The 24,839-nt window shown below is 72.5% G+C and carries 16 protein-coding genes; 11 read left to right on the top strand and 5 right to left on the bottom strand.

Features of this window, described 5'->3' with window-relative positions; translation table 11 throughout:
• Positions 1-52: 52 nt before the first annotated feature.
• The gene (locus ACZ6TU_RS00770; protein ID WP_467678847.1) at positions 53-277 is read right to left on the bottom strand and encodes a hypothetical protein; all 225 of its coding nucleotides are present in this window, start codon (positions 275-277) and stop codon (positions 53-55) included.
• A gap of 301 nt (positions 278-578) precedes the next feature.
• Between ACZ6TU_RS00770 and ACZ6TU_RS00765 the strand changes: the two genes are divergently transcribed.
• The 8 genes from ACZ6TU_RS00765 (at position 579) to ACZ6TU_RS00730 (ending at position 10,189) form a co-directional block, all read left to right on the top strand.
• On the top strand, positions 579-1,613 hold the full coding sequence (locus ACZ6TU_RS00765) for an alpha/beta fold hydrolase (protein WP_467678849.1): 1,035 nt from the start codon (positions 579-581) through the stop codon (positions 1,611-1,613).
• 8 nt (positions 1,614-1,621) lie between these two features.
• Positions 1,622-3,244 carry a DUF3152 domain-containing protein gene (locus ACZ6TU_RS00760; protein ID WP_467678851.1) on the top strand — a complete coding sequence of 541 codons (1,623 nt, stop codon included), beginning with the start codon at positions 1,622-1,624 and terminating at the stop codon, positions 3,242-3,244.
• A gap of 288 nt (positions 3,245-3,532) precedes the next feature.
• Positions 3,533-5,254 carry a DUF3492 domain-containing protein gene (locus ACZ6TU_RS00755; RefSeq protein ID WP_467678853.1) on the top strand — a complete coding sequence of 574 codons (1,722 nt, stop codon included), beginning with the start codon at positions 3,533-3,535 and terminating at the stop codon, positions 5,252-5,254.
• Positions 5,251-6,492, top strand: a complete 1,242-nt coding sequence (locus tag ACZ6TU_RS00750; RefSeq protein ID WP_467678855.1) for a hypothetical protein — start codon at positions 5,251-5,253, stop codon at positions 6,490-6,492. Before ACZ6TU_RS00755 ends, ACZ6TU_RS00750 begins: the two co-directional genes overlap by 4 nt.
• Before the next feature lie 119 nt (positions 6,493-6,611).
• Positions 6,612-7,571, top strand: a complete 960-nt coding sequence (locus tag ACZ6TU_RS00745) for an NAD-dependent epimerase/dehydratase family protein (protein WP_467678857.1) — start codon at positions 6,612-6,614, stop codon at positions 7,569-7,571.
• Positions 7,559-8,308 carry a spherulation-specific family 4 protein gene (locus ACZ6TU_RS00740; RefSeq protein WP_469545687.1) on the top strand — a complete coding sequence of 250 codons (750 nt, stop codon included), beginning with the start codon at positions 7,559-7,561 and terminating at the stop codon, positions 8,306-8,308. Before ACZ6TU_RS00745 ends, ACZ6TU_RS00740 begins: the two co-directional genes overlap by 13 nt.
• Positions 8,309-8,371: 63 nt before the next feature.
• Positions 8,372-9,550, top strand: a complete 1,179-nt coding sequence (gene moeZ, locus ACZ6TU_RS00735) for an adenylyltransferase/sulfurtransferase MoeZ (protein WP_274819265.1) — start codon at positions 8,372-8,374, stop codon at positions 9,548-9,550.
• A 231-nt stretch (positions 9,551-9,781) separates the two neighbouring features.
• Positions 9,782-10,189 (top strand): DUF7919 family protein, encoded by a 408-nt coding sequence (locus ACZ6TU_RS00730; protein ID WP_467678860.1) that lies wholly within the window; start codon positions 9,782-9,784, stop codon positions 10,187-10,189.
• Positions 10,190-10,342: 153 nt separating this feature from the next.
• Here ACZ6TU_RS00730 and ACZ6TU_RS00725 read toward each other — a convergent pair whose 3' ends face one another.
• From ACZ6TU_RS00725 to ACZ6TU_RS00710, 4 genes are all read right to left on the bottom strand, one after another.
• The gene (locus ACZ6TU_RS00725) at positions 10,343-10,915 is read right to left on the bottom strand and encodes a LysR substrate-binding domain-containing protein (RefSeq protein WP_467678862.1); all 573 of its coding nucleotides are present in this window, start codon (positions 10,913-10,915) and stop codon (positions 10,343-10,345) included.
• Positions 10,912-12,381: an alpha/beta hydrolase gene (locus tag ACZ6TU_RS00720; protein ID WP_467678864.1), complete on the bottom strand. Its 1,470-nt coding sequence runs from the start codon at positions 12,379-12,381 to the stop codon at positions 10,912-10,914. The genes ACZ6TU_RS00725 and ACZ6TU_RS00720 overlap by 4 nt, the downstream gene beginning before the upstream one ends.
• 135 nt (positions 12,382-12,516) lie before the next feature.
• Positions 12,517-14,064, bottom strand: a complete 1,548-nt coding sequence (locus ACZ6TU_RS00715) for an alpha/beta hydrolase (protein ID WP_469545680.1) — start codon at positions 14,062-14,064, stop codon at positions 12,517-12,519.
• Between the two features lie 101 nt (positions 14,065-14,165).
• Positions 14,166-16,958, bottom strand: coding sequence for a lysylphosphatidylglycerol synthase domain-containing protein (locus tag ACZ6TU_RS00710; RefSeq protein WP_467678868.1), 2,793 nt, complete (start codon positions 16,956-16,958; stop codon positions 14,166-14,168).
• 186 nt (positions 16,959-17,144) lie between these two features.
• On the opposite strand from ACZ6TU_RS00710, the gene ACZ6TU_RS00705 reads away from it, so the two are divergent.
• From ACZ6TU_RS00705 to ACZ6TU_RS00695, 3 genes are all read left to right on the top strand, one after another.
• A complete protein-coding gene (locus ACZ6TU_RS00705) occupies positions 17,145-17,567 on the top strand; it encodes an MGMT family protein (protein ID WP_467678870.1) in 423 nt (140 codons plus the stop codon).
• A gap of 266 nt (positions 17,568-17,833) precedes the next feature.
• A complete protein-coding gene (locus ACZ6TU_RS00700) occupies positions 17,834-21,190 on the top strand; it encodes an ATP-dependent helicase (protein WP_469545676.1) in 3,357 nt (1,118 codons plus the stop codon).
• Between the two features lie 91 nt (positions 21,191-21,281).
• A complete protein-coding gene (locus ACZ6TU_RS00695; RefSeq protein WP_469545672.1) occupies positions 21,282-24,830 on the top strand; it encodes an ATP-dependent DNA helicase in 3,549 nt (1,182 codons plus the stop codon).
• The last annotated feature ends 9 nt before the right edge of the window (positions 24,831-24,839 follow it).

Raw genomic sequence — 24,839 nt, 5'->3', positions numbered from 1 at the left:
GCGGCTCCTTTCCTGCTCGGTGATGCTCCCTGTCGCCGCCCGGCGGCGTGCGTCACCGGTAGTCGTCCTCGTCGAGAGAGACGATCCGGGCCTGCTCCACCAGGTCGGCCTCATTGGCGCGGTCGGGGTCGACGCCGGTCAGCGGGTCGTCGCGGTTCGGCGTGACCTCCGTGTGCTGCTCGGCCGCGTCGACCTCGGGGGCCTCGACGTCGTACTCCGGCGTCTCCGGCACCTCCTCGGCCTCGAACGTCTCCGGGTCTGTGGGGTCTACGGCCATGCTGGGCTCCCTTCCTACGAACGTCCCTGGGGATGCAGGGGCCACACGCGGGTGCCCTCTCTACGAGCCTAGGAGACACCCGATCCGGACGCTATGCGATCCGCATCCGGGGTGTGACGCGGTGCGCATCCCGTTGAATGCTTCTCATGTGCCCTGCCTTTCCCAGGTGCCTCCCTCTTCTCGGTCGTCTTTCCGTTCCCCGTGCTCTTCCCGTGTCTGTCCCATGTGCCCGCCTCGCATGGCCGATTCCTGTGACGGCGAACACGTGAGCCACTACGTGATCGTCTCGTAACATTGCCGCATGTCTTCGACCGAGCTGCCGTTCGTGCCGCCCGCCAATGTGCTGCCGAAGGTGGCGGCCGTCAGGGTCGCCGAGGGCGAGAGGCTCAGCTCGGTCGAGCTGCCCGGGGTCACGCTGGCGGTGCGGTCGAGGCCCCCCGCGCGCGAGGGGCTGGCTCCCGCGCTGTACGTGCACGGGCTCGGGGGTTCCTCGCAGAACTGGTCGGCGCTGATGCCGCTGCTGGAGGACGTCGTCGACAGCGAGGCCCTCGACCTGCCGGGCTTCGGCGACTCCCCGCCGCCCGACGACGGCAACTACTCCGTCACGGCGCACGCGCGCGCGGTCATCCGGTACCTCGACGTCACCGGTCGCGGGCCCGTGCACCTGTTCGGGAACTCGCTCGGTGGCGCCATCACCACCCGTGTCGCCGCGGTGCGGCCCGATCTGGTCCGTACGCTCACGCTCGTGTCGCCTGCTCTGCCCGAAATCCGAGTGCAGCGCACCGCCGTGCCCACAGCGCTGCTGGCGGTGCCCGGTGTCGCCCCGCTCTTCACCCGGCTGACCCGGGACTGGACGGCGGAGCAGCGCGTCCGCGGCGTGATGGCGCTGTGTTACGGGGATCCGGGGCGGGTGACGCCGGAAGGATTCAGCAACGCCGTGCACGAGATGGAGCGGCGGTTGCGGCTACCGTACTTCTGGGACGCGATGACGCGTTCCGCGCGCGGGATCGTCAACGCGTACACGCTCGGTGGCCAGCAGGGACTGTGGCGCCAGGCCGAACGGGTTCTCGCGCCGACCCTCCTCGTCTACGGTGGCCGTGACCAGCTCGTCGGCTTCCGGATGGCCCAGAGGGCGGCCCGCGCGTACCGCGACTCGCGGCTGGTGACGTTGCCGGACGCGGGGCACGTGGCCATGATGGAGTACCCGGAGACGGTGGCTATGGCGTTTCGTGAACTCCTCCAAGACGCTGGGGAGTTGGGCGAACGGCGGGCGAGGAAGGCTCGCGCGGACGAAACCGTCGACGAAGCAGACACAGACGAGAGCATGGGGGGCTGAGGCGCGACGTGGGACGCCACAGCCGCCGTGGGCCGGTCGCCAAGGGCGACGCCGCGGACACAACCGCCGTACGGGACGGCCGAACCGGGTCGGGACAGAGGTCAGGGCAGGACCAGGCACCGGACACGAGCCGGGGAGGCCGGACGGCCTCGCCCCGCTCCGCGTCGCAGGGCGGCTGGCCGCCTCCGGGTGCGGGCCCCCGCCGGACGCCGGGGCCTCGGCCCGCGCCGGTGGACGGCACGCCCACGCACGGAATGCCGCGTCTTCCGGACGGCTGGCTGCCGGACGGCACGCCCGTGCACGGCGCTCCGCGCCTGCCCGACGGCGCCCCCGCGCGGGGGCTGCCCCGTTTTCCCGACGGCACGCAGGCGCGCGGTGTTCCACGGCTGCCCGACGGGACTCCCGCGCAGGGCTTTCCGCGGCTTCCGGACGGCACGCCGGCCCGCGGTGTTCCACGACTTCCGGACGGCACCCCCGCACGCGGGGTGCCCCGGGTTCCCGACGGCACTCCCGCGCACGGCTTCCCGCAAGCGCGTGGCGGGCATCCCGAGCAGCGAGAAGCCGGGGGTGGCTGGGGTGAGTTGAAGGGCGGCGGCGGTGCTCCCATACCGCGGCAGCGGCGGGCCCCCGTGCCCGGGCCGCGGCAGGAGTATCTCGAGGCCTTCGACGAGGAGGACGACGTCTTCGCACCCCGTACGCCCGCCTCCGCACACGCGGCGGACGCCTACGCCTCCGTCACCGACTGGAACGCCGGCGCCCCGGCCGGCATCCGCTCCGACGATGACGACGATGACGACGCGGCGCCCACCGGCACACCCGCGCCGGTCAAGGGCGGCAAGGGCCGTACGTTCACGGGCATCGCGGCCGCCGCCGTCACCACCGTGCTGGCCGTGATCGTCGCCGGTCAGGTCACCGACAACCCTGGCGGCGGGGACGTGCAGTCGCAGTCCGTCACCGATCAGGCCCGCGACCTCCGGGACTCGTCCCGCGCGGACGGGCGGGCGCCCGCACCGGACTCCGGCGCGAAGCCGCTGACGTACGACGAGAAGATGGGCAAGACGTATCCGCTCGGCGCCACGTTCAAGGGCTCGGGGGAGTTCGACGCCGTGCCCGGAATCGCCGAGGGGCCGGGTGCGGGGCAGAAGTTCACCTATCGCGTGGACGTGGAGCAGGGGCTCGGGCTCAACGCCGAGCTGTTCGCCGAGGCCGTGCAGAAGACGCTCAACGACCAGCGCAGCTGGGCCCACAACGGCGCGCGCACCTTCGAGCGGATCTACTCCGGCAAGCCCGACTTCGTGATCACGCTCGCCAGCCCCGGCACGACCGCCGACTGGTGCGCCAAGTCCGGTCTGGACACCACCGTGGACAACGTCTCCTGCGACTCGGCCGCAACCGAGCGCGTGATGATCAACGCCTACCGGTGGGCGCAGGGCTCGAAGACGTACGGTGACAAGATTCACGCCTACCGGCAGATGCTGATCAACCACGAGGTCGGCCACCGCCTCGGCTACGGCCACGTCACCTGCGACAAGGACGGCGGCCTCGCCCCGGTCATGCAGCAGCAGACCAAGTTCCTCGACCACGACGGCATCCACTGCCGGGCCAATCCCTGGCCGTATCCCGGAAGCTGACGGGCGTCACCGGGGGTCGGCCCACGCAGCGCGCTGACATGTGCGGAAGTTGCCGCCACGCGACGCCGGGCGGGGCGACGGGAGCCGGCCACGGCATGACGATCCGTGTCCGGTTGATCTCCTAGCGCGACGGAACGCGATCCGCACGCGAAAGTTACGACCGTTCACCCCTTCTGGTGGCGCGACGGACAACCGTCCGTCGCGTCACCGCCTTGTCCGCATACGTTCGTCCCGCTGCGAGCCGCCGGGCAACGGCGGCTCCTCATACGGGAGATCGGGGGTGCACTCGTGCGCATCGGACTGCTTACGGAGGGTGGCTATCCGTACGTGAGCGGTGACGCCAGGCTCTGGTGCGACCGGCTGGTGCGCGGGCTCGGACAGCACGAGTTCGACGTCTACGCGCTCAGCCGCAGCCAACACCAGGAGGACGAGGGCTGGATCCCACTGCCGCCGAACGTCCGCAGGGTGCGCACCGCACCGTTGTGGATGGCCGAGGACGACGAAGTGATCCTGGGCCGCCGCGCGCGCCGGCGGTTCACCGAGTGCTTCGGCGAACTGGCAGCCGTGCTGAGCGGGGTGACCGGAGGGGCGCCGACCACCCGCAAGGGGCCTTCGGAGGGTACGTCGACCCCCGAGGCGGACCGTTTCGCCAACGCTCTGTACGGGCTCGCCGAACTCGCCCGCGAGGAGGGCGGCCTGGTGGGAGCTCTCCGTTCCGAGACCGCCGTACGCACACTGGAACGCGCCTGTCGTGCGCCCGGCGCCCACCGCGCGGCGCGCGAGGCGCGCGTACCGGATCTGCTCGCCGTGGCCGCACACCTGGAACGCGCCCTGCGCCCCCTCTCCCTCGACTGGTACGAGGGCGACGGACTCGGCGCGGTCGACCTCTGCCACGCCGCGTCCGGCGGCCCGGCCGCCCTGCCGGGCCTGCTCGCCCGCCACTTCACCGGCGTGCCCCTGCTGATCACCGAGTACGGCGTGCGCCTGCGCACCCACTACCTGACCGCCCCGGACGCTCCGCCCGCCGTTCGGTCCCTGCTGGCGGCCTTCCACGGCAGGCTGGCGGCCGAGGCCTACGCGCGGGCCGAGGTCGTCACGGCCGGCAACACGCACGCCCGCCGCTGGCAGGAGCGCTGCGGCGCCGACCGAGAGAAGCTCCGCACGGTCTACCCCGGCATGGACGCCCGGCCGTTCGCCGAGGTCGGCGAGTCCCCCGAGTGCGCCGATCCGGACACGCTCGTCTGGGTCGGACGCGTCGAGCCCGCCAAGGACCTGATCTCGCTGCTGCACGCCTTCGCGGAGATCCGCAAGCGGCAGCCGAAGACGCGTCTGCGCATCGTCGGAACCCCCGCCGGTTCCGAGGGCACGGCCTACTTCGGCCACTGCCGGGCTCTGGCCGCCCAGCTCTTCCCCGACGAGGCCGAGGGACCGCACGCCGCCGGCGACAACCCGGTGTCCTTCGAGGAGATCGGCGGGCCCGAACTCCCGGCCCCCGCCGACGCCTACGCCTCGGGCGCCGTGGCCGTCCTCTCCAGCGTCGTCGAGGGCTTCCCGATCAGCCTCGTCGAGGCCATGCTCTGCGGACGCGTCACGGTGTCGACGGATGTCGGCGCGGTCGTGGAGGTCATCGGCGGCACCGGGCTCGTCGTACCGCCGCGCAACCCGCGGGCCCTCGCCGAAGCGTGCGTGGCCCTGCTGCGCGACCCCGAGCGCTGTGCGCGCCTGGGTGCCGCCGCCCGCGCCCGTGCCCTCGAACTGTTCACGGTCGAGCAGAACGTCGAGGCATTCAACAGCATTTACCTGGAGATCGTCTCGCGCGCGCCGATCCGCCGCGTGGTCCTCGACGAAGCAGGGGCGCCGCTGCCCTTCGCGGTTCCCGCCGAGGCCCACGTCCCGATCCGCTGGGCCGCCCCGTCGCCCAGCCTCGTCGCCCGCGACGGCCCCGGCTGGGCGACGGACAGACCTGTACGGGCGACCACTCCCGTCCCGGCCCCGGAGGGAGCACGATGAGCGGCCTGGACGAACTGGACCGCCCGGAGGCCTCGACGAGCCCGGGGGCGTGGGATGCCCGCTCGGAGCAGGCGCTGAGCCCCGCGAGCACGCCCGCGACCACGCCTGCGCCCGCCCCGGAGGCGGCCGCCGACCGCAAGCCGTCCACCCCGCGTCGCGGTGCCGCCGACCCGGTGAAGGCACTGATGCACCGTCACCGGGAGCTCTGCGAACGTGCGGTGGACTCCCTCGAGATCGCGGCGGGCCTGGAGGCGCACGGCATCACCGACCGGACCGCCGCCCGCTTCCGCCACCGGGACGTCTTCTCCCTGGCGGAGGAGATGCACGCGCGGGTCTCCCGGGACGGGGACCCACCCCCGCCTCCCGCGCCCGCCGCTCCACGGGCTCGCGCCGACGGGGCCCTGCTGACGCTCCTGCCGGGCACGCTGGGCGCCGCCGCCGTGGCCGCCGTGCACCTCACCCAGGGCCAGTCGCGCCTGTTCGCGGCGGCAGCCGGCACCCTCGCCGTGGCCCTGGGCCTCCGCGCGGCCCTGCGCCGAGGCCCCTTGAGCAGACCCGACCGCACAGCCCCCGGCAGGGCCACGACTTGGACCACCTGGCTCGTCGCCTACGCCCTCCTGGGCAACGGTCTGCTCGACAGCGCCCTCGCCGGAGGCCCCGACGGCCTGCCCACCGGCACGGCCGACGGCCCCTGGCCCCTCACCGCCGTCCCCCTCCTGGCCCTCGCCCTGGCCTGCGCGCCCGCCGCCTGGGCCGCCCACCTCTTCACCGCGCGCGCCCGCCGTAAACTCGCGGCCAGCCGCGGCCTGGAGGACTTCGCCGCCGCCGTACGACCGCTCCTGCTCGGCGCGTTCGCCCTCTTCCTGGCTGCGCTGGCGGCCCTGCTCACCCTCTGCGCCGCGGTCCTCGACGAGCCCGCGGCCTACGCCGAGGCCCTCGCGCTGGGCGCTCTCCTCTTCCTGGCCCGCCTCCTCACCATCCACGGTTTCGCCTACGCCCCGGCGGTGGTCCTCACCGCCACGGCCATGATCCAGGCGGCCGCCCTCGCCGCGGTCTTCGCCTCCCGCCTCCCCGGCTGCGGCTTCCTGGCCACCCCCGTCGAAACCCTCGTCACCACCTGGGGCGCCGGCAGCGTCCCCAGCCTCGCCTGCGGCGTGGCGGCCCTGGCCCTCCTGATCCACGCGACCCGCAAGCTGACCAGGGCCTCGGCCCACGCACCACCGGAGCCCTCCCGGTGACCGCCGCTGCCACCGGCCCCGCGCCACCGGCAGCACTCGTCACATCCCTTCCTTATCGCCTCAAGGAGAACCCGCATGACCACCCGCCCAGCAGCCCCGGCCGCCCCAGGAGCCGCGCGATGAGAGTCCTGCTGATCGGAGCCAACGGCTACATCGGGCGCTTCGTCGCCGACCGGCTGCTCGCCGACCCGGCCGTGCAGCTCACCGCCCTCGGCCGCGGCGACGACGCCGACGTCCGCTTCGACCTCGCCTCCGGCAGCCCCGGCGCCCTCACCCGCTTCCTCGACGCGGTCCACCCGGGCGTCGTCGTCAACTGCGCCGGAGCCACCAGGGGCGGGGCCCGCGAGCTCACCCGCCACAACACCGTCGCCGTGGCCACCGTCTGCGAGGCCCTGCGCCGCAGCGGCTGCGGTGCCCGACTGGTGCAGATCGGGTGCAGCGCCGAGTACGGCCCCAGCCAGCCCGGCTCCTCCACGGCGGAGGACGCCGTCCCCCGGCCCGGCGGCCCGTACGGCGTCAGCAAACTCGCCGCCACCGAACTGGTCCTCGGCTCCGGCCTGGACGCCGTCGTCCTGCGCGTCTTCTCACCGGCCGGTCCCGGCACCCCCGCCGGCTCTCCGCTGGGCCGGCTCGCCGAGGCCATGCGCCGCGCCATGCAGTCCGGCGACGGCGAACTGAAACTCGGCGGCCTCGGCGCGCAGCGTGACTTCGTCGACGTCCGCGACGTGGCCCGCGCCGTCCACGCCGCCTCGCTCTCCGCCGCGCAGGGCGTCATCAACATCGGCTCCGGCCGCGCCGTACGCCTGCGCGACGCCGCCGCGGTCCTCGCCCGCGTGGCCGGATACGGCGGCGCCCTCCACGAACTCGACGGCCCTCCCGGCGCCCTGCGCCCGGCCATCGGCCACCCCCGGCCCGACCCGGACCACGCGCCCCTGGTCGCGTACCCGTACCCGGACGGCTGCGGCAGCTGGCAGCAGGCAGACGTGCGCACCGCCCGCGACCGGCTCGGCTGGCGTCCCAGGATCGGCTTGGAAGAGTCCCTCGCCGACATCTGGATGGAGGCGGCATGCCGCATCTGACCAGCACGCGGCCACGCACCTCCGGCACGGAACTCCGCCCCGGCGTCGGCGTCCCCGGCTACGCGCACCCCCTCCTCGCCCCCACCGAGTGGGGCGAACTCACCCGCCCGGGCACCCCACTGCACTGGGTGGTCCTCAACGTGGCCGACGGCCCCGGCGCCCGCCCCGACCCGCACTGCCTGGAGGCGGCCGGCCGCCTGGGCAACGCCGGTGTCCGCGTCCTCGGCCATCTGGACACCCGATACGGCACCCGGAACTTCGAGGAGCTGATCTCGGAGGCCCACCGGTTCGTCGACTGGTACCAGGCCGACGGCTTCCTCCTGGACCGCTGCCCGGCGGACCACGTCGGGCAGCCAGAGGTGCGCCGCACGGTCGCCACGCTCCGCGTGATCCGTGACGATGCCCACATCGTCCTCGGTCACGGCATCCATCCGCACCCGGGCTACGCCCAGCTCGCCGACCAGCTGGTCACCTTCTCCGGACCGTGGAGCGACTACCGCTGGTCGCAGGTGGCCGAGTGGACCGCCGACCATCCGCCCGAGCGCTTCTGCCACTTCGTCCACGGAGTGCCCCGCCCGCACCTGGCGGAGGCACTGCGCATAGCCCGCCGACAGGGCGCCGGGACGATCTGGTTCACCGACCGCACGGACCAGGGCGGCCGCACCGACCCCTGGGAGACCATGCCCGGCTACTGGGACGAAATCGTCTCGATGGTCGGAACGGGTGTCTCGGAATGAAAAAGCGCATGGCACTGTTACGGGGAGAACAACCGTAGTGATTGACCGACCAACGGAGTCCCCGTGTCGCTGCCACCCCTGGTCGAGCCGGCTTCCGAGCTCACCGTAGACGAGGTCCGCAGGTACTCCCGCCACCTGATCATCCCCGACGTCGGGATGGACGGGCAGAAGCGGCTGAAGAACGCCAAGGTGCTGTGTGTGGGCGCCGGCGGCCTGGGCTCGCCGGCGCTGATGTACCTGGCCGCCGCGGGCGTCGGCACCCTCGGCATCGTGGAGTTCGACGAGGTCGACGAGTCGAACCTGCAGCGTCAGATCATCCACAGCCAGGCCGACATCGGCCGCCCCAAGGCGGAGTCCGCCCGCGACAGCGTCAAGGGCATCAACCCGTACGTGAACGTGATCCTTCACGAGGAGCGGCTCGAGGCCGACAACGTGATGGACATCTTCAGCCAGTACGACCTGATCGTCGACGGCACGGACAACTTCGCGACCCGCTACCTGGTCAACGACGCCTGCGTGCTGCTGAACAAGCCGTACGTGTGGGGCTCGATCTACCGCTTCGACGGCCAGGCCTCCGTCTTCTGGTCCGAGCACGGTCCCTGCTACCGCTGCCTGTACCCGGAGCCCCCGCCCCCCGGCATGGTCCCCTCCTGCGCCGAGGGCGGCGTCCTGGGCGTGCTGTGCGCGTCCATCGGCTCCATCCAGGTCAACGAGGCCATCAAGCTGCTCGCCGGTATCGGTGAGCCGTTGGTCGGCCGACTGATGATCTACGACGCCCTGGAGATGCAGTACCGCCAGGTCAAGGTCCGCAAGGACCCGGACTGCGCGGTCTGCGGCGAGAACCCGACCGTCACCGAGCTCATCGACTACGAGGCCTTCTGCGGCGTCGTCTCCGAGGAGGCCCAGGCGGCGGCCGCCGACTCCACGATCACTCCCAAGCAGCTCAAGGAGTGGATCGACGACGGCGAGGGCATCGACATCATCGACGTCCGCGAGCCGAACGAGTACGAGATCGTCTCCATCCCGGGCGCCCGGCTGATCCCGAAGAACGAGTTCCTCATGGGCACCGCCCTGGAGAGCCTCCCGCAGGACAAGAAGATCGTCCTGCATTGCAAGACGGGTGTCCGCAGTGCGGAAGTCCTCGCGGTCCTGAAGTCCGCGGGCTTCTCGGACGCGGTGCACGTCGGCGGCGGCGTGATCGGCTGGGTGAACCAGATCGAGCCGGACAAGCCGGTGTACTGACCGGCCCTTCCGCTGACCAGCGGCACTGACGAAGCCCACGGCTCTGACCAGGTCGGATGCCGTGGGCTTCGGTCGTTGTTGATTGGCGTTGGCTGACCTTGGACGGCCCAGGGACGGCCCGGAATTCGTGCCAGGCCGTGGTCAGCCGATGGGGCCGGATTGGCAAGGCCGTTTCGTCCTTGCTGACGCAGGCCTGGTGCGCCGTCCCGCTGGGACTGGTAGACAGCCGCCGTGACGTACTACGCAGACCTGACGCCTTACACGTACGACAGAGACAACTGGGATCCCGAGGCATCCGGCCTCTGGCAGGGCGTGCCAGTGCTGAATGTGGGCTGGCTTAGTCGGGGCAAGGGGTACGCGACCGGCTCTGCGCCGCCGGGCCTGGTCGAAACGCTGCAAAGCATGGCCCGCACCCACCGAACCCAGCAGACACGAGGCTTCCACTTCTGCCCCTGGTACACCCCGCGTCTGGGTGACGGGCTCACCGATGGTCCTCGGGGGAGTGCGGAGATACGGGTGATGGGACGCGGCGTCGCCTACGCCGCGCCTGAGCTGATTGCCCACTATGTTGAAGCCCACGGCTACCTGCCGCCGGCCGACTTTGTCGCGGCGGTGCTGTCCTCCGAACCAGCCGCCTGAGGCGGGGCGGATCAGGCGGCTGGATATCGCGCCTACACCTGAGGAGCGATTCCGTGCGAACCGGCGCTTAGAAGGTCACCGGGAGAGGGCCGAGGTCGGCGGCGGTTTGGGCCGGTGCACGGATGACGGGGCTGTCGTTGTTGGAGCGCCACGTCAGGGCGAATTGGATGGTGGGGGCGTCGTGGATGGGCAGAAACGCGATGCCAGGGGAGTGTTGTAGCGGGCGACGATTTCGCCGAGCGGGTGGACGCAGTGTCCGGCGGTGACCAGGGAGAGGATCTCGTGGAAGGTCCGTGCGGCGGGCCCCCCGGGGGATGCGGCGGCCGAGTGGGTGCGCGTGGGGACCATGGCCGACACCCCGTACTCGGGGGCCTCGGGGCCGAGGTCGACGACGTGGTTGTCGGCGAGATCCTCCAGCGACACGCCGCCGCGATCGGCCAGCGGATGGTTGGTTGATATGGCCAGCACGCGGCCTCCAGTGAGCACGGTGGGGCCGACGGTGCAGTCCGGTTCGGCAACGGGCAGCCACAGCACCTGCACGTCATGGTCTCCGGTGCGCAGGGCGGTGAACGGGTCGCTGCCGTCGATTGCGCGGAACTGGACGTCGCAGTCGGGGTGACGAGCGAGGAACGCGTCGAGGAGTGGGCGTAGTTCGTGTCCAGCGTGGCTGAGCGAGTGGCGGAGGCTGCGCGCACCACGGGTGCCCGGAGCCCCCGTCGTGGTCATGAGCAGACCTTGCCGTCCTTCGGTACCGTCCCGTCCAGCAGATACGCGTTCACCGTGGAGTCGACACAGTCGCTGCCACTGCCGTACGCGCCATGCCCCTCGCCCCGCCAGGTGAGCATCACTCCGACGCCCTTGCCCAGCTCGTCGGCCATCCTCCGGGCACCTTCGTACGGGGTGGCCGGGTCGCCCGTGTTGCCGACCACCAGGACCGGTGCCGCGCCGGGGGCGCTCACCTCCGCGGTGTCGTGCTGCCCGGGCACCGGCCAGTCGTGGCACCAGCCGGCCGTGTCCCAGCCGAGGAACGTCCCGAAGACCGGGGAGATCTTCTCGAACTCCGGCAGCAGTTTTTTGGTGGTCGCCGCGGTCGGCCGCTGCCGGTCGTCCAGGCACGATATGACCCGTTGCGCGTGGGTCGTCGTGCCGTAACGCCCCGACGGATCGCGCTCGTTGTAGCCGTCGGCGAGGGCCATCAGCTCCGAGCCGTCTCCCCGCTCGGCCGCGTCGAGGGCGCTGGTCAGCCTCGACCAGCTGTCCTTGCTGTACAGCGGCAGGATGATGCCGGTGGCCGCGAGCGTCTGCGTCAGCTTCCGCCCGGGCGTGGCCGTCGGCAGGGGCCGGGCGTCGATCCTGTGCAGCAGGTCCGCGATCTTCCGCGAGCCCTCCACCGGGTCCTGGCCCGTGGACTCGAGGTAGCCGTTCAACGCGCGCTGGAAGCCCCTGGCCTGGTTCTGGGCATGCCCCACCGTGTCGGCGCCGGGGTCGACGACTGCGTCCAGGGTCATCCGCCCCACGTTCTTCGGAAACAGGTGCGCATACGTGCCGCCCAGTTCGGTGCCGTAGGAGATGCCGAAGTAGTGCATCTTCTCGTCGCCGAGGACCTCCCGGATGCGGTCCATGTCGCGAGCCGAGTCCGCGGTCGACACGTGCGCCATCAGCTTCCCGGCGTCCTTCTGGCAGCCCTTGCCGAAGTCGGCGGCGTCCTGGAAGTACGCCTTCTCCTCGGCGGGTGTGTCCGGGGTGACGTCCACCGACTCGGCCGCCTGGATCTCCTTGTCGCCGCGGCAGCGCACGCCCTCGCTGGCGCCGACCCCGCGCGGGTCCCAGCTCACCAGGTCGTACCGCTCACGCAGTCGGGAGACGGTCGGGGCGTACGACGGCATCATGGACACGCCCGAGGCGCCGGGGCCGCCGAAGTTGAACAGGAGTGAGCCGACGCGGTCGTCACCGCGGGCCTTGGCGCGGATCAGCGCCAGCCCGATCGTCTCGCCGTCCGGCTTCGACCAGTCCAGCGGCACCTTCAGCGTCGCGCACTGCCAGTCGCTGCTCGGCGCGGGGGCGTCGGCGGTGGCCTTGCAGCGGCCCCAGGAGAGCCCGCCCTTGTCGTCGTCCGACGAACCGCCGCCGCATCCCGCGGCGAGCAGTGCCGAGGTGACCGCCAGAGCGGTCCACCGTGCGAAACGCGTCATGTGCCCATCCCCCCTCGTAGGCCGTCCGCACCGTGCCGCGGATGGCGGTCAGGCCATGGTAGGCAGATCCCGCGTCGGCCGTTGCAGCCTGTGGATAACCCTCTGACGTGCGTTTATATCGGGCGCTGGGGATTGTCAGGTACAGACGGTCCCCGTCCGCGGTACCTTTCCGTCGAGCAGATAGCCGTTTACCGCGCCCTGCACGCACTTGTTCTTGCTGCTGTAGGCGCCGTGTCCCTGCCCCCGGTACGTCAGCTCGACACCGACGCCCTTGCCCAGCGCGTCCACCATCTTCCGTGCGCCCTCGTACGGGGTGGCCGGGTCGCCGGTGTTGCCGACGACCAGGATCGGCGCCGCGCCCGGCGCGCTCACGTCCGGATGGTCGGCGGCGCCCGGCACGGCCCAGTCGGTGCAGCCGATCATGCCCCACGCCATGGCGTCGCCGAACAGGGCGGACGCGGCCCGGAACTCGGGCAGCTTCCGCTCCACGTAGGCGGCGTCGTAGCGGGGTTTGGCGTCGGCGCAGCTGATGGCCGTGTGGGCGGCGGTCGAGTTGTCGTACTCGCCGTTCTCACTGCGCCCGTTCATCGAGTCGGACAGCAGCATCAGAATCGTGCCGTCACCGTCGTACGCCTGCTGCAGGCCCTCGGTGAGGTACTCCCAGAGGTCCTGCGAGTACAGCGCCTGCACGATGCCGTTGGTCGCCGCAGTCTGGGTCAGTTCGCGGGGGAAGACGCCCGGGATCGGCCTGCGGTCGAGGTCCTTCAGCAGCGTGGCGATACGGTCCTTCACGTCCTGCGCGCTGTCGCCGAGGGGGCACTCCTCGGTCTTCGACACGCAGTCCTCGGCGAAGTTGTCGAGCGCGAGCTGGAAGCCCTTGGCCTGCCCCAGCGAGCCCTGTTCGCCGTTCTGTGTGGGGTCGACGACGGCGTCGAACACGGCACGGCCGACCTTCTTGGGGAACAGGTGGGCGTAGACGCCGCCGAGTTCGGTGCCGTAGGAGATGCCGAAGTAGTGGAGCTTGTCGTCGCCGAGGACCTGGCGCATCAGGTCCAGGTCGCGGGCGGCGTCGGTGGTGCGCACGTGCGGCAGCATCTTCTTGGAGTTCTGCTCGCAGGCGTCGTTGAACTCCTTGGTGTTGTGGAGGAGTTCGGTGCGCTCGGCGGCGTCGTCGGGGGTCGCGTCCTGCTGGAAGTACGCGTCGAGCTGCTGGTCGTTCTCACATATCACCGGGGCGCTGCGGCCGACCCCGCGCGGGTCGAAGCTGACCAGGTCGTACCGGGTGCGCAGGGTCTCGTAGGTCTCCGCGAAGGACGGCAGCGAGGTGACGCCCGAGCCACCGGGGCCGCCGAAGTTGAAGATCAGCGAACCGATGCGCGCGCTCGCGTCGCCGCTGCTCCTGGCCCGGATCAACTCGAGGCCGATCGTGTCGCCCTCGGGGTCGTCCCAGTCGAGCGGGGCCTTCATGGTGGCGCACTGCCACTCGCCGCGGTCCGGCAGCGGTGAGGGCGCGGCGCCTCCTCCCTGGGCATCGGACGGGGTCGGGCAGTCCTCCCAGCTCAGCTCCTGCTGCGTCAGGTCCTCGTCCTCGGCGTCGTCGTCACCGCAGCCGGCCAGCACGGTGGACAGCAGCACGGCGGTGGCGGTCAGGGCGGCGGCGCGCAGCCGGAGGAGGGTTGGCATGGTTCCATCCTGCGGCGGCGGAAGGCCGGACGCGCGGGACGCGTGCCGTACGAGGTAAGGGGGCAGGTGGTGCTGAAGCGCCTGCTTCTGGGCTGGTCGGGTCAGAGAGCTTGCTTGCGAGTGAGGTGGTTGAAGGCCAGCCAGCCGGGCAGCACGGGCAGCCACAGCGTCAGCAGGCGGAACAGCAGGACCGCCGGCGCCGCGACCTCCTTCGGAAGGCCGACGGCGATCAGACCGACGGTCAGGGTCGCCTCGACCGCCCCTACACCGCCCGGCGTCGGCGCCGCGGACCCCAGGGCGTTGCCCGCGAGGAAGACGACTGCGACGCCGGCGAGGCTGATCGACGTGGACTCGTCGCCGAACGCGCGGATCGACGCGTCCAGGCACATCACGAAACAGGCGGTCAGCAGCAGCATGCCGCCGATGCCGGTGACCAGCTTCTGCGGCCGCTGGAGCACGTCCAGCATGCGCGGCACGACACCGGCGAACAGCGACCTCACGCGCGTGACGACGAACTTCCGCAGGAACGGCACAGAGGTCACCACGAGCACGAGCACCGCCACCGTCAGCAGACCGGCGATCACCGTCCGGGACGGCGACAGCGACGGCGTCTTCTCGGTGCCGGTCAGATAGCCGAAGGCAAGCAGCATCAGGATGTGGCAGCCGAGCCCGAACAGCTGGGACGCTCCGACGCTCGCCACCGCGAGCCCCGGCCGCACTCCCGCGCGCTGGAGGAAGCGCGTGTTCAGGGCGACACCGCCCACCGCCGCGGGGGCGACGATCTTGACGAACGACCCGGCGACCTGCGCCGCCACGGTCCGCACGAACGGCACCCGCTCGGGCACGAACCCCAGCAGAGCCATCGCCGCCGCGACGTAGCTGCCCATCGAGAACAGCACGGCCGCGGCGACCCAGCCCCACTCGGCGTTCGCGATGAGCGGCCCGAACTCGATGTGCGTGAGCTGCGTCAGCAGGAAGTACGCGCCGATCGCGCCGGCCATGAAACTGATCAGCGTGCGCGGCCGCACCCGCTCCAGCCGGGCCGGCTCGACCGGTGCCTGCGGCCTGATCCGCAGCACCTCGTGCCGGATCTGCGTGAGCAGGTCCTCCTCGCGCGCCTCCTCCAGGGCCTCGTCGATGGCCCGCTTCTCGGCCCGCTGCTCCGCCCGTACGGCCTTCTTGTCGGGCTTCTCCAGGACCGGAGCGTCGTCCGAGGCGTCCTCCAGGCGTGCCTGCTTGGCCTGCCGGGACGCCTCCAGGACCGCCTCGCGCTCGCGCTGTGCCCGCTCCCGGGCCAGTCTGCGCAGCGTCGCGCGCGTGGAACGGCTGAGCGCGATGGGCTGGAGCATCGGCAGACAGTCCGCCACCGCGTCGGGGCCGAGCACCTCCACCGCCGAGGCGACCGCCCGCTCCGCGCCCACCCGGAGGCCGAGGGTCACCAGCAGCTGGGACGTGTCCATGCGCAGCAGCAGGTCGCCGGCTGCGATCTCGCCGACGCGCAGGTCGGTGAGGATCACCGTGCCGGAACGATCCACCAGAATCGCGTCGCCGACCAGCCTGCGGTGCGCGATGCGCCGGGACTGCAGAGCCTTCACCTGGTGCCAGGCGTCGCTCAGCAGGTCGTCGGTGATCTCCTCGTCCGGCAGCGAGTCCAGGGTGCGGCCGCCGCTGTGCTCGTAGACGAGTATCACCGCGTCGGGACCGAGTTCGGAGGTGGCGATCAGCTTGGGCGCGTTGGCGCCGGCCGCGATCGCCGCGTACGCCAGCAGCGCCTCCTGCTCCAGGGCCTGGCGCAGCGACTGGAGGCTGCTGCGGGTGGCGAAGCCGCGCAGGGTCAGGTTGCGCCAGGCGCGGTAGAAGAAACCCTGGGCCTGCTGCTCCCTGTCCACCACCGTCACGTCCAGCGGCGGGCCGTCCTCGAGCGTGACGAAGTAGCGGCGGCCCCGGTCGCCGGTGTCCGGGCTGTCCGACGTGTCCTCGCGGGACGCGCTGACCGGGCGGAAGCCGACGGTCCGCAGGCCCGCCATCAGGGTCTGCCCGGTGGGCCGGACGTTGGGCGAGCCGACCGCGTAGAGCGTGCCGTAGGCCACGGTCCAGCCGATCAGCACGGTCAGGATGATCGAGAACGGGGTCGTGTACCCGGTGACGAGCATCGAGAAGGCGTCGAGGAGCAGCACGACCCACAGCACCGTGCGCCATCTGGGCCTGCGCGACATGCCGACGGCCGTCATGTACGCGATGACCGGCGCCAGATAACCGTGCACGGGGTCGGTCAGCGCGTGGATGTCGCCGGGGGAGGGCTGGGTGAGCGCCTCCTGGATCGAGCCGGGGGCGGCGCGGGCGACCCACAGGTCGGTGGCGAGGGTCACACCGTGGGCGAGGACGGCCGCGAGCACGCCGTCGGCGATTCTGAGCCCGTCCCGTTTGATCAGCCGCTCGATGGCGAAGGCGACCGGGACCAGCAGGATCGCGATGCTGGAGGCCAGCCCCGCGATCTTGATGAGCAGGTCGGGCGCCTGGCCCGTGCCCTTGTTGATGTCCTGTTCGAGGCCCGAGGTGGTGCCGTGCGCGAACGCGGCGATCCCGATCAGCACCGCGACGGCGAGCACGCCCACCAGGAGCCGCATCAGATCGGACGGGCGGTGCACGCGCGCGGGGAGCAGCGGTTCGTCGCCCTCCACCTCGTCGATGTGCACGGTGTCCTCGTCCTCGGCTGCCGTCGGAGCCTTCTTGGCGGACTTTCCGGCTGCCGTCGGAGCCTTCTTGCCGGACTCCTCGGCGGCCGTCCCGGCCTTCTCACCGGCCGGCTCGGAGCCGTCATCCGGAGTGCCCGGGCGCGACGAAGCGTCAGAGGTGCCCTCCGTGTCCTCGGGGTGCGCACCTTGCTGCTTCATCGTCTCTTCTTGGTCTCGTATCACCGGTCACCGACCGCACGATGGTGGCATGCCGCACCGACGCGCGGGGGCATCAGGGTGCACATGCGGGGGCGGACAGTCTGCCCGACGCGCTCCTGCCGGGCGAGGGAAACGCTCCGGAGGACGCCCGTCTCTCTGTCGGTGGGGTGGGGCAGGATGGGGCGGATGAGCGAGGAGAGCCTTCCGGGGGACGCCCGCGCGCAGGACGCCCCCGCGGACCACGACGAGACCCGTGAGGAGCCCGGGGAAGCGCTGCCCGCGTACGCCGAGCGGGTCCTGGACGTCGCCGAACTGATCCCGCCGGGTCGTGTCATGACATACGGGGACGTCGCCGAGTGGCTGGAGGAGGGCGGTCCGCGGCAGGTCGGCCGCGTGATGGCCCTCTACGGCGGAGCCGTTCCGTGGTGGCGCGTCGTCCGCGCGGACGGCGTCCTGCTTCCGGGGCACGAGCAGCGGGCGCTCGGCCACTACCGGGCGGAGGGCACCCCCCTGAAGGAGGCGAGCCGGGCCACCGAGGGCCACCTGCCGCGCCTCGACATGAGACGGGCGCGCTGGGACGGCGGCGAACGCGCGGAGGGTCACACCTGACAGCTTCCGCCATCGGACGCCCTCCCGTGTGACCCGTGATCCGTACGGGGGAATCGGGGCACGTCGCTGACATGACGTACGTTCGTGAGATGAGGGACATGTGTGCCATGAGCGCCCTGAGTGACTGGCGGGAAGAAGGGGAAGCCCTGCTTCCGCCTCACCCGTCGGCGTAGCGTCGGCTGCACGCGTCCCCGTCACCCCGCGGTCACCGCCCGCCACGCGCGGTGGCCCGCCAACCAGCACTTCCACCAGGACCGGCGAACCACGTGAGCTCCTCTTCCTCCACCAGCGGCCTGTCGCACCCCCGCGTGCGGCGGGGGAGCCGTGGCGCCTACCGACTCGTACGTACCCCTCCTGCCCGGGTGGCCCCCCCACTCTTGGACGCCTCGCAGCGCTCCGTGGTTGACCACACCACCGGCCCGCTGCTCGTTCTCGCAGGTCCGGGTACCGGCAAGACCACCACGCTGGTCGAGTCCGTGGCCGAGCGCATCGCCGGGGGCGGAGATCCCGAGCGGGTCCTGGTGCTCACCTTCAGCCGCAGGGCGGCCGTCGAGCTGCGCGACCGCATGGCCCTGCGGAGCGGCGCGGCCCGCGCTCCCCAGGCGACCACCTTCCACTCGTTCTGCTACGCCCTGGTCCGTGCCCACCAGGACAGCGACCTGTTCGTGGAGCCGCTGCGGCTGCTGTCAGGCCCCGAGCAGGACGTCTCGGTCCGGGAACTGCTCGCCGGCCAGGTGGACCTGGAGCGGCTGGGCCTCGCGCACGTGCGCTGGCCGGACGAACTGCGCGCCTGCCTGACCACCCGTGGTTTCGCCGACGAGGTCCGCGCGGTCCTCGCCCGCACTCGTGAACTGGGTCTCGGCCCCGACGCCCTGGACGCCTTCGCCCGCCGCACGGGACGCCCCGACTGGCGCGCCGCCGCCGCCTTCCTCGCCGAATACCTCGACGTCCTCGACCTCCAGGGTGTGATCGACTACGCGGAACTCGTCCACCGCGCGGTGCTCCTCGCCCGCCGGCCCGAGGTCGCCGCGTGGCTCGCCGCCCGGTACGACGCCGTCTACGTCGACGAGTACCAGGACACCGATCCCGCTCAGGTACGACTCCTGCACGCGCTGGCCGGCGGCGGCCGCAACCTCGTCGCCTTCGGAGACCCCGACCAGTCGATCTACGCGTTCCGCGGGGCGGACGTGAACGGCATCCTCGACTTCCCGCACGCCTTCCCGCGCGCGGACGGCCGCCCGGCCCCCGTCGCGGTGCTGCGCACGTCCCGCCGCTCCGGCGCCGCCCTGCTGGCCGCCACCCGGCTGCTGACCCAGCGCATGCCGCTGACCCGCCTGCCCGCCGAGAAGGTGCGCGCCCACCGCGAACTCGCCCCCGTACGGGACGGCGGCCGCGTCGAGGCGTACACGTACCCGACGCCCGGGACGGAGCTGGACAACATCGCCGACATCCTCCGCAGGGCCCACCTCGAAGACGGCGTCCCCTGGAACGAGATGGCCGTCCTGGTGCGCGCCGGCTCCCGCACCATCCCGACGGTCCGCCGCGCCCTCACGGCGGCCGGCGTACCCGTGGACGTCGACGGCGACGACGTGCCCCTGCGCCACGAACCGGCCGTGGCACCGCTGCTGACGGCGCTGCGGGCGGTGGCCACGGCGGAGGCAGGGACTTCTGGGACGGGACCTGCTGGGCCTCAGGACTCCGAGAGGGACACCTCCGCCGAGGCCGTCCCTTCCGCGCGGCCGGACACCTGCTGGCTCGACACCGAGACCGCCCTCACCCTCCTCACCTCCCCGCTCGCGAGCATGGACGCCGCCGACCTGCGCCGCCTCGGCCGGTCCCTGCGCGACGAGGAACGGGCCGCGGGCAACCCGCTGCCGCCGCCCTCCGACGTGCTGCTCGCGCAGGCACTCGCCGAGCCGGAGCGCCTCGCCGTGCACGACCCCACGTACGCGCGTGGCGCCCAGCGTCTCGGCGCGCTGCTGCGCAAGGCCCGTGAGCGGCTGGCGGGTGGCGGGACGGCCGAGGAGGCGCTGTGGGACCTGTGGGAGGGCACGCCGTGGCCCGCGCGGCTGGAACGGGCCGCCCGCCGGGGTGGCGCGGCCGGGCGCAACGCGGACCGCGATCTGGACGCCGTCTGCGCGCTGTTCGCGACCGCGGCCCGCGCCGAGGAGCGCACCGGCGGCCGGGGCGCCCTCAACTTCCTGGAGGAGATCGAGGCCGAGGACATCGCCGCCGACACCCTCACGCGCCGTGCCGTACGCCCCGACGCCGTCCGCCTGATGACCGCGCACCGCGCCAAGGGCCTGGAATGGCGCCTCGTGGTCGTCGCGGGCGTCCAGGAGGGACTGTGGCCGGATCTGCGCCGCCGCGGCTCCCTGCTGGAGGCCGACCGCATCGGCCGCGACGGACTCGCCGAACCCCTCACGCCCGGCGCGCTGCTCGCCGAGGAGCGCCGCCTGTTCTACGTGGCCGCCACGCGCGCGCGTGAACGCCTCGTCGTGACCGCCGTCAAGGCCCCGGCGGACGACGGCGACCAGCCCTCCCGCTTCCTGACCGAACTCGGCGTCGAACCCAAGGACGTCACGGGACGCCCGCGCCGCCCGCTCTCCGTCGCGGCACTCGTCGCCGAACTGCGCGCCACCACGGTCGACCCGCGTGTCTCCGACGCCCTCCGGGAGGCCGCGGCCCGCCGCCTCGCCCGGCTCGCCGCCCTCGCCGACGAGGACGGCCGCCCCTTGGTGCCGTCCGCGCACCCCTACCGCTGGTGGGGCATGTTCGAGCCGACCGAGTCCAAGGTGCCGCTGCGCGACCGCGACCAGCCCGTCGTGCTCTCCGGCAGCGCCCTCGATCAGCTCGCCAACACCTGCGTCCTGCAATGGTTCCTGGGCCGCGAGGTGAAGGCCGACGCGCCCGCGACCGCCGCCCAGGGCTTCGGCAACGTGGTGCACGTCCTCGCCGACGAGATCGCCTCCGGGCACACCCCGGCCGACCTCTCCGTCCTCATGGAACGGCTCGACTCCGTGTGGAACGCCCTCGCCTTCGACGCGCCGTGGAAGTCGGACCAGGAGAAGGACAACGCGCGCGTGGCGCTCGAACGGTTCCTGAAGTGGCACGTCATGGACCGCACCGGGCGTACCCCGGTCGCCAGCGAGCACGACTTCGACGTCACCCTGGAAGCCGGCGACTACCGGGTGCGCATCCGCGGCCAGATGGACCGCGTGGAGGCCGACGGCGAGGGCCGTGCCTACGTGGTCGACTTCAAGACCGGCAAACAGGCGCCCACCGGCAAGGAGGTGGAGCGCCACCCGCAGCTCGCGGTCTACCAGCTGGCCGTCCGCGAGGGCGCCGTCGACGACGTCTTCGACGGTGTGCGACCCGAGCCGGGCGGCGCCGAACTCGTCCATCTGCGCCAGGGCGCCGCCCAGCGCGACGGCGGCGAGACCCTGCCCAAGGTGCAGACCCAGGAGCCGCTGGAAGGCGAGTGGGTCGGCGACCTGCTGGCCACCGCGGCCGGCAAGGTCCTCGACGAACGGTTCACACCGACCGCCGGACAGCACTGCACGCACTGCGCGTTCCGGGCCTCGTGCAGCGCGCGGCAGGAGGGCCGCCAGGTTGTCGAGTGACCTATCGCACCACATGTGCTGACCTGCGCTTCTTCCGTCCCGGGAAGCGATCCGGCCGCCGCTGTCAGTGGCCGCCGCTAGCCTCTCTGACGTGCCCGCCCGTATCTCCGATCCAGAACAGCTCAAAGAACTCCTCGGTATCCCGTTCACCCCTGAGCAGATGGCCTGCATCACCGCGCCGCCCGCCCCGCAGGTGATCGTGGCCGGAGCCGGCTCGGGCAAGACGACGGTGATGGCGGCACGCGTGGTGTGGCTGGTCGGCACCGGCCAGGTCGCACCCGAGCAGGTGCTCGGCCTCACCTTCACCAACAAGGCAGCCGCCGAACTCGCCGAGCGCGTCCGCAAGGCGCTCGTCAAGGCCGGCGTCACCGACCCGGACGCCATCGACCCGGACAACCCGCCGGGCGAGCCGGTGATCTCCACCTACCACGCCTTCGCGGGCCGCCTGCTCACCGACCACGGCCTGCGCATCGGTCTCGAGCCCACGTCCCGGCTGCTCGCCGACGCGACCCGGTTCCAGCTCGCCGCGCGCGTGCTGCGCGAGGCCCCGGGGACCTACCCGGCCCTGACCCGTTCCTTCCCGGACCTGGTCGGTGACCTCCTCGCCCTCGACGCCGAGCTCGCCGAGCACCTCGTCCGCCCCGAAGCGCTGCGCGCGTACGACGCCGAACTGCTGCTGACCCTGCGCGGCGCCAAGCTCACCAACGCCGACCTGCGCAAGGTTCCCGACGCGGCCGCGGCCCGCCGTGAACTGGCCGACCTGGTGACCCGTTACCGGGCCGCCAAGCGCGAGCGGGACCTGCTCGACTTCGGCGACCAGATCGCCCTCTCGGCCCGGCTCGCGAAGACCCCCGAGGTGGGTCGCCTCCTGCGCGACGAGTTCCGGGTGGTCCTGCTCGACGAGTACCAGGACACGTCGGTCGCCCAACGTGTCCTCCTGGCCGGCCTGTTCGGCGAGGGCACCGGCCACCCCGTCACCGCCGTCGGCGACCCCTGCCAGGCCATCTATGGCTGGCGCGGCGCCTCCGTCGCCAACCTCGACGACTTCCCCGAGCACTTCGCCCACGCCGACGGCCGCCCCGCGACCCGGCAGGCGCTCAGCGAGAACCGCCGCAGCGGCGGCCGCCTCCTCGACCTCGCGAACGGCCTCGCGGAGCCCCTGCGCGCCCTGCACGCGGGCGTGGAGGCCCTCCGCCCGGCCCCCGGCGCCGAACACGACGGCCTGGTGCGCTGCGCCCTGCTGCGCACCCACGCCGAGGAGATCGACTGGGCCGCCGACTCCGTCGCCCATCTCGTACGGACCGGGACGGCACCCGGCGAGATCGCCGTCCTGTGCCGCACGGCGACCGACTTCGCCGAGATCCAGGGCGCCCTGGTCGCCCGGGACATCCCGGTCGAGGTGGTCGGCCTGTCCGGGCTCCTGCACCTGCCCGAGATCGCCGACCTCGTCGCCGTCTGCGAGGTCCTCCAGGACCCCGGCGCCAACGCCTCCCTGGTGCGCCTGCTGACCGGCCCGCGCTGGCGCATCGGCCCGCGCGACCTCGCCCTGCTGGGGCGGCGCGCCCGGCGTCTCGTGGCCCCCGCGCGCGTGGAGGGCGACGACGACCCGGACCGCCGGCTCGCCGAGGCCGTCGAGGGGGTCGACCCCTCCGAGGTGATCTCGCTCGCGGACGCCCTCGACACGTTCCTGGAGACGCCGCTGGACGGCCACGGGGACGACGACGGACTGCCCTTCTCACGCGACGCGCGCGTGCGCTTCGCCCGCCTGGCCACCGAGCTGCGCGAGCTGCGCCGCTCCCTGGCCGACCCGCTGATGGACGTCCTGCACCGCGTCCTCGCCGTCACCGGCCTGGAGGTCGAGCTGTCGGCGTCCCCGCACGCCCTGGCCGCCCGCCGCCGCGAGACCCTCTCCAACTTCCTCGATGTCGCCGCCTCCTTCGCCGCCGGTGACAACGAGGCCACCCTGCTCGCCTTCCTCGGCTTCCTGCGCACCGCCGCCCAGTACGAGAAGGGCCTCGACAACGCCCTCCCCGGCGGCGAGAACACCGTCAAGGTGCTCACCGCCCACAAGTCCAAGGGCCTGGAGTGGGACGTCGTGGTAGTCCCCGGGCTGGTCACCGGCACCTTCCCCAGCAGCCAGGGCCGCGAGAAGTGGACCTCCCAGGGCAAGGTCCTTCCGCACCGGCTGCGGGGCGACGCCGACACCCTGCCCGACGTGGAGTCCTGGGACGCCAGGGGCCTGAGAGCCTTCCACGAGGCCATGAAGGACCACCAGCACACCGAGGAACTCCGCCTCGGCTACGTCACCTTCACCCGCCCCCGCTCCCTGCTCCTGGGCTCCGGCCACTGGTGGGGACCCACCCAGAAGAAGCGCCGCGGACCGTCCGCGTTCCTCCAGGCCCTCTACGAGCACTGCGAAGCCGGGTACGGCGAGATCGAGGCCTGGGCGGACGAACCCGCCGAGGACGAGGAGAACCCGGCCCTGCACCAGGCCACCGCCGAGCAGGTCTGGCCCCTGCCCCTGGACGAGACGGCCCTGGCCCGGCGCCGCGCGGCCGCCGCGACCGTCCTGGCGCACCTGGCATCCCACGAGGACCGGCACCCCGCGGCCGTGCACGACCCGGACGGGGCCGACGACCCGGAATGGCCGCCGCCCCCCGAGGACTACGAGCCTCCGTACGACGAACCGGACCCTTTCGAACAGGCCCGTTTCGAAGAGGCCCCCTTCGCAGAAGACCCCTTCGCGAGCGACACCCTCGTGGAAGATCCGGCCGACCGGGACGAGCGGCCCGCGGACCGCCCCACGGTTCCCCATCAGGCGGCTCCACCGGAGCCCCCAGTCGCGCGCCCCCACCCCACGACCCCGGACAACCCGCACCTCACCCCCGAGGAGGACCGCACCGTCGCCTCCTGGGACCGCGACCTCGATGCCCTCACCGGCGAGCTCCTGCGCGCCCGTGACGACGTCACGGAAGTCCGCCTCCCGGCGTCGCTCACGGCGTCCCAGCTGCTGCACCTGGCCGCCGACCCGGACGGATTCGCGCAGGAACTGGCCCGCCCCATGCCCCGCCAGCCCCAGCCCGCCGCCCGCCGCGGCACCCGCTTCCACGCCTGGGTCGAGGCCCGCTTCGAAGAGCTCACGCTGCCCATGCTGGAGCCCGAGGAACTGCCCGGCAGCGAGGCGGAGATCGCCGACGAACGGGACCTGGAGGCCCTCAAGGACGCCTTCGAACGCACCGAGTACGCGCATCGCACGCCCTACCGCGTGGAGACCCCCTTCCAGCTCGCGATCGCCGGCCGTGTCGTGCGGGGCCGCATCGACGCCGTTTACAAGGAGGGCGACGGGGAGGACACGACGTACGAGATCGTCGACTGGAAGACGAACCGCTCCCGCAACGCCGACCCGCTCCAGCTCGCCGTCTACCGCCTCGCCTGGGCCGAGCAGCAGGGCGTGCCTCCGGAGTCGGTCACGGCCGCGTTCCTGTACGTGCGCGGCGGGGAGGTCGTACGCCCGGACGAGCTGCCGGACCGCGCCGACCTGGAGCGGCTGCTGCTGGAGGAGCCGGCCGGTGAGGACTCCGCGTCCGGTGAGGACACCGGTGAGGAACCGCACTCCGATGACGTCAGTGCGGGCCGATAGGCTCGTGAC

This window comes from Streptomyces sp. NPDC052064 (assembly GCF_055585925.1).
Note: the sequence above shows the minus strand (reverse complement) of the source record. Positions and strands in the feature narration are given on the sequence as shown.